We start from the raw sequence: 349 nt of genomic DNA, 5'->3' as shown, positions 1-349 counted from the left end.
CCTTTATTTGAAAAAGAAAAAGCTTTAAATGAAGTTGCAGAAAAAATGGGAACTGCAACACCAGAAGAATTAGAGGCACTTCTTGAGCAGATGGCAGAAATCCAAGATGCTCTCGAAGCAGGTGGTTTCTATTTACTAGATATGAAAATTGAAGAAGCAGCAAGAGGTCTTGGAATTGATGCAATCGGTTTAGATCGTGATGTTTCAGCACTAAGTGGTGGACAACGTACAAAAGTATTACTTGCAAAGCTATTACTTGAACAACCAGAAGTGTTATTACTCGATGAGCCTACCAACTATCTAGACGTTGAACACATTAATTGGTTATCGAATTATTTAAAAGAATACC

The 349-nt window shown here is 36.7% G+C and carries 1 protein-coding gene; it reads left to right on the top strand.

Going from position 1 to position 349, the window contains the following annotated elements:
* Window positions 1-349: ATP-binding cassette domain-containing protein (locus SB775_RS28060; protein WP_410864429.1), on the top strand; the 349-nt coding region annotated here is incomplete at both ends.

It is taken from the genome of Peribacillus sp. SIMBA_075, assembly GCF_046534585.1.
This window is presented reverse-complemented; position numbering and strand designations above follow the sequence as displayed.